A 4,825-nucleotide genomic window follows, 5' to 3' on the forward strand; every position below is an offset into this window, starting at 1 on the left:
AAATTTAGTATAGCATGAAATATTTTAAGTTTTCATTGAAAAATGTTGACTAACTATTAGCTGGTTTAGTTCCATAAAGAAAGAGCTGCCTTAAGACAGCTCCGATCTTCAGCTAACGCACCCGATAGTTAATGAAAGACATACCTAATGAATGAATTTCCAGTTGTAAAAATGAGTAATACACCAATTCCGATGAAAACAATCCGCCAGAACCAATATTTACTTATAAAAGGTAAAATATCGATTTTTCCCTCTTCAACCTCCTTTATACCCTTATACAACCACTTGTACTGAAACAAACCAAGCCATAGAAAAATAACTCCCGTTACAAAAACAAATGAACCACCTATCATTTCATCCATTTCCTCGAACTCCCTAATTTTTCATCTACCATTATCTGAGTATATATTACTCTTGAACTAAACTGCCCCGTTAGTTGCATAAAGAAAAAGGCTAACACTATTAAAGTCTCGTCTCTTTCGCTTTAGCGTAAATAGTGGAACGTGGAACGCCTGTCATTTTAGCTATCTCATTTACACTTAATCCGTTAGATTCTCTCTCCTGAAACAGCTTCAAAGCCTTTTTAACGTCCTTCTCGTCCTTTCCTTTACGTCCCATATGAGTTCCTTTAGCTTTTGCCCTTTCACGTCCCTCAGTGGTCCTATCTTTGATTAAATCACGTTCAAACTCAGCAATAGCCCCCAGCATAGTAAACATTAGCTTTCCAGATGGTGTACTAAAATCAATCTGTTCTTTGATGAATACTAAAGCTATTCCCCGTTCTTCTAGTTCCTTAGCAATCTTTTGTAAATCAAATGTACTCCTAGCCAGTCTGTCTATTTTGTAAACAACCTGCTTGTCTCCTTCCCTTAAAAAGTCTAACGCCTTAATCAGTTCCTCACGATCACTTTTAGCACCACTTTGTTTCTCCATGAATATCTTCTCACAGCCATATTCTTTTAACTTCTCTTCCTGTAAATCTAATGATTGATCAATGGTGCTTACTCGTCCGTATTCATAATCACATCCGATGCGTGAAACAACTACCTTTTGGATTTATCTTTTATAGTTTTTGCTATTGCTAAAAAAATGATGATGTTAATATAGAAGTAGCTATTAGAAAAATAGAAAAAATTTTAGGAGTGAAGGACAATGAGTGTACATAAAGCCCTTACGTTACATGCTCAAAAACAAAATCAACTTTTTACTAAATTTTCCCTATTAGACCAACAACGTGAAGATTATATTCAAGGAGCTATAGAATTATGTAAGGCTGAAAAGGATTTTACAACAGACCATATTAATCAAATCACTATGCAAATCAATGTTCTTGCAAACCAAAGGCTAATACCTACTCGTAAATTAGTTACCCCAGAAATGGTTCATTCATATGTGGAGTCATTAAAGTAAAATAATTTACTGATCTCTTAGTCGTAAGAAAAAGCACCGAATATCGGTGTTAACCCTCGACCTCCTGACACTCATTTTATAGATGAGTGTTTTTTTATGCTCAAATCGGGGTACAGTCACATTGCCATCAAGTTAAAGTTTTGTAGTACCCCCAGAATGAAATTTTGGACTTTCTTGTAACTTATAAGCTCAATTTATCGTTTTTTTTTGGGGGACCTATTTTCTTAGCTTGATGGGCATGGTACCCCCAAAAGTAAAAATTGATATGGATGAAGTGAGAACAGTTGCAAATAACTTAACTAAAGAAAAACAAGTCGATAAGGTACAATCACCTAAAGTCTTTTCAGTGAAGGGTGTTCAAGAAATAGCTAGAAAAATTAAAGAACAAGAGCAGAATAACGACAAAGATAAGAAACGCTCTCAAACTCTTTCAAGATAATTGATTCCAAAAAACGATAGCCGTATTTTACGTCTATCGTTTTAATTTAATATCAAAGTAAAGGAGTGTTTATCTGAGGAAAGTTATAATGTTGTAATTAACTTTCCGTCAGAAAAGTACCCGGAGACAGCTGAGCATATAGAAGATGCCATTGCTGATGGAAGTTCCAATATTTGTACCATTGATAGAAATGGAGCAGACGAGAATCGTGATGAATCTTTGGAAAATATTCAAACTAGAATGGGATATGATCGTGATGAATACCCAATGGCCATGTGTGAAGAAGGGGGAGCGGGAGCAGATATTGAGTATATAACCCCATCAGACAATCGTGGTGCTGGCTCGTGGGTATCTCATCAATTAAGTGACTATCCCGATGGTACAAAGGTTTTATTCGTTGTAGAGTGAATTCAGTAGAAAAGTTATGAGAGTCTTGCTACATTAGATTAAGGCTCTTTATTAAAAAAATCTGATGACTGTATTCCTCTTTTATTTTTTACTAAGCTACCACTTGTTCAAACACACAAAAAAAGCACTCCTCTTGAGTGCCATTTTTCAATTTAGTGGTCGGAACTGGCCTTTAACCGTTCAGACTAATAAGCTGCTACATAGTAGAATAATATAGAGATAAGGAATGTGAAAGATAAGGTAAACCAAAAAGTGTTCTTCGTATAATCTTCCTTATTTAATTTAATTTTTTGTAGTATAGAAATGAAATTTAGACATAAAATAATACACCATACTGGTGTAGTTAAAAATCCAAAAAAGTCTAAGAATATGTTCATAGAAGCAACCCCTTATATAACAAAGATAAAGAAAGGATAGCATAAACTATCCTTTCTAAGCAAAATTAGGTGTTACCGAAGGTGAAACTATATTCAACATAGATTTCATCTCCAGATTGTAACCACTTGCTTGGAATATCCACAGAAACCGGCCCGATTGACGCACTTAAACCTGAAATATTGGTATATGTATGGAAATAAGTTGTTTGTACGTAAGCAGGTTCTCCTTTTTTGGATTTACCCACCCGCACTTCTCTACTCATATTAATATTTTGATAGTCGCCGCCACCTAATGATACAGTCACATATTGACCGTAGGCTTTCGGGCTTTTCATACTCAATTTTTTGTCATCAAAAGTCCAAGTTGTACCGCCTTTGCCGTCAGCAATCTCTTTTCCTTGATCCCAAAAACCTGAAAATGTGTCAGCTTTAGCAACAGCTTCCTCACTCCAAGCGGACCCTAAAATATCGGTCTTAGTGCTTAATGGTGTATCATTCCAATGAGCATTTGAAACGAATGAGTATTTATACTGAGTACTAGTGGAACCAAGATAAATCACTTGTTGGGTTAGCTCCAAATCGCCCTTAATTTTTGTTTTAATTCCGTCTTTCGGCAAAGCAGCCATTAAAGAGATTCCAGAATTTTGTTTCACTTTTGACGGATAAACATTCTCGATTTCTAAAGACTCTCCTGTTGCTTCATTGTAGGTTTTTAGATCTTCAATCTTTTTTTGCGTTATGAGTTCTTCATTCTCTTCAGTGTATTCCGTTTTTGTACCATCGAGTGAAACATAATAAGACTTCTCTTCCACTTCTACTTCATCAACGACCTTACCGCCTTGGCTGGCCATATAGACCTTTTCTTTCTTCGACATATCATCCAAGTTTTCTTCTTCCAACCCAATGGCATCTAGTACACTATCCAATTGATTTTCAGATAATAACTCAGCATTTTCCACAGGCTTAACTCTACCATCTTTCTCATAGTTGATAACATTCGTGTCAGCATACGCACCGTTCGGTAATAAAGCGGTTGTCAATAAAAATAAAAATGCTAGTATAAAGATATTTCTCTTTTTCTTCACTTGTTTTCCCCCTTTTCTTATAGCAATATAAGAGTATCATTGTTAACTAACAAAAAATACCACTATAATAAAATAATGTAAAAATATGTATAATTACCTAGATTATTCTCAGTTATTTCGTCCTAATAGGGGTACCGTCACATGCCCATCAAGCTAAGTTTAAACAATACCTTCAAAAATGAAAAAACGCTATGCTTATCGTAAGAAGTTTACGAGAAAGGATGGTGTTTTTTTATGAATCCTATCGTCTCCAGTGAACTGACACTTTTTGCGAAAGAATTACAACGCTTTCTATCTCCATTAGTCCTACAAGAAACGGCCAAACAGATGGGCTTTGTACAGCGATCTAGTAAGTATCAAGCAGCTGAACTCATCGCCCTTTGCGTTTGGCTCAGCCAAGAAGTCGCTCGTACATCACTTACACAATTATGTAGTCGTTTAGAGGCTTCGAAGGGTGTACTAATGAGCCCAGAAGGGTTGAATCAACGCTTTAATCCAGCAGCTGTCACATTCCTCCGAGAAGTCTTTACTTCGCTGTTAACACAAAAACTCTGTTTAAATCAATCACTTTCTTCAGACATGATTTCTACTTTCAAACGTATTCGGATTTTAGATGCGACTGTATTTCAGCTACCTGATTCCTTTGCTACAAATTATCAAGGCTCTGGAGGGAGTAGTAATACTGCAGGGGTGAAAATCCAATTGGAATACGATTTATTAAGTGGCCAATTTTTAAACGTACAACTAGGACCAGGAAAGAACAATGATAAAACATACGGTACAATTTGCCTTGAAACTGTTGAGAAAGGCGATTTATGCTTACGTGATCTTGGTTACTTTGATTTAGGAGACTTACAAGCCATTCATGATAAAGATGCTTACTATATCTCGAGATTAAAGCTTAATACACGTATTTATATCAAGAACCCTGAGCCAGAATTCTTCAACAATGGCACGATAAAAAAGCAAACAGAATACATCAAGCTTGATATGGCACAAATAATGTCCGGTCTAACCCCTGGTGAAACGAGGCAGAGAAACTTATGGCTGCCTCAGCTCGAAATCCTTTTCAGAGAACCTTATATCAGAGTCACATTTTAAGCCTA

Annotated in this window: 5 protein-coding genes and 2 pseudogenes; 4 read left to right on the forward strand and 3 right to left on the reverse strand. The window is 36.0% G+C overall.

From position 1 onward, the window contains the following. Nucleotides 1–128: 128 nt before the first annotated feature. Both ACFX4I_RS26205 and ACFX4I_RS26210 read right to left on the reverse strand, forming a co-directional pair. Nucleotides 129–362: a hypothetical protein gene (locus tag ACFX4I_RS26205; protein ID WP_377424150.1), complete on the reverse strand. Its 234-nt coding sequence runs from the start codon at nucleotides 360–362 to the stop codon at nucleotides 129–131. 100 nt (nucleotides 363–462) lie between these two features. Then, nucleotides 463–1,032: a recombinase family protein gene (locus ACFX4I_RS26210; RefSeq protein ID WP_309519087.1), complete on the reverse strand. Its 570-nt coding sequence runs from the start codon at nucleotides 1,030–1,032 to the stop codon at nucleotides 463–465. A gap of 120 nt (nucleotides 1,033–1,152) precedes the next feature. On the opposite strand from ACFX4I_RS26210, the gene ACFX4I_RS26215 reads away from it, so the two are divergent. From ACFX4I_RS26215 to ACFX4I_RS26225, 3 genes and pseudogenes are all read left to right on the forward strand, one after another. Next, nucleotides 1,153–1,410, forward strand: a complete 258-nt coding sequence (locus ACFX4I_RS26215; protein WP_057277283.1) for a DUF2533 family protein — start codon at nucleotides 1,153–1,155, stop codon at nucleotides 1,408–1,410. A gap of 229 nt (nucleotides 1,411–1,639) precedes the next feature. Next, nucleotides 1,640–1,849 (forward strand): hypothetical protein, encoded by a 210-nt coding sequence (locus ACFX4I_RS26220; protein WP_142303872.1) that lies wholly within the window; start codon nucleotides 1,640–1,642, stop codon nucleotides 1,847–1,849. Between the two features lie 84 nt (nucleotides 1,850–1,933). Continuing rightward, a pseudogene (locus ACFX4I_RS26225) lies at nucleotides 1,934–2,257 on the forward strand (NucA/NucB deoxyribonuclease domain-containing protein); the annotation flags it as partial. Between the two features lie 442 nt (nucleotides 2,258–2,699). Here the strand turns inward: ACFX4I_RS26225 and ACFX4I_RS26230 are convergent. Next, nucleotides 2,700–3,719 carry a hypothetical protein gene (locus ACFX4I_RS26230; RefSeq protein WP_342601868.1) on the reverse strand — a complete coding sequence of 340 codons (1,020 nt, stop codon included), beginning with the start codon at nucleotides 3,717–3,719 and terminating at the stop codon, nucleotides 2,700–2,702. Nucleotides 3,720–3,953: 234 nt separating this feature from the next. On the opposite strand from ACFX4I_RS26230, the pseudogene ACFX4I_RS26235 reads away from it, so the two are divergent. Beyond that, nucleotides 3,954–4,748: pseudogene (locus ACFX4I_RS26235) on the forward strand (IS4 family transposase); the annotation flags it as partial. Between the last annotated feature and the right edge of the window lie 77 nt (nucleotides 4,749–4,825).

Source organism: Peribacillus sp. YIM B13472, assembly GCF_042788005.1.
Taxonomy (GTDB): domain Bacteria; phylum Bacillota; class Bacilli; order Bacillales; family DSM-1321; genus Peribacillus; species Peribacillus simplex_E.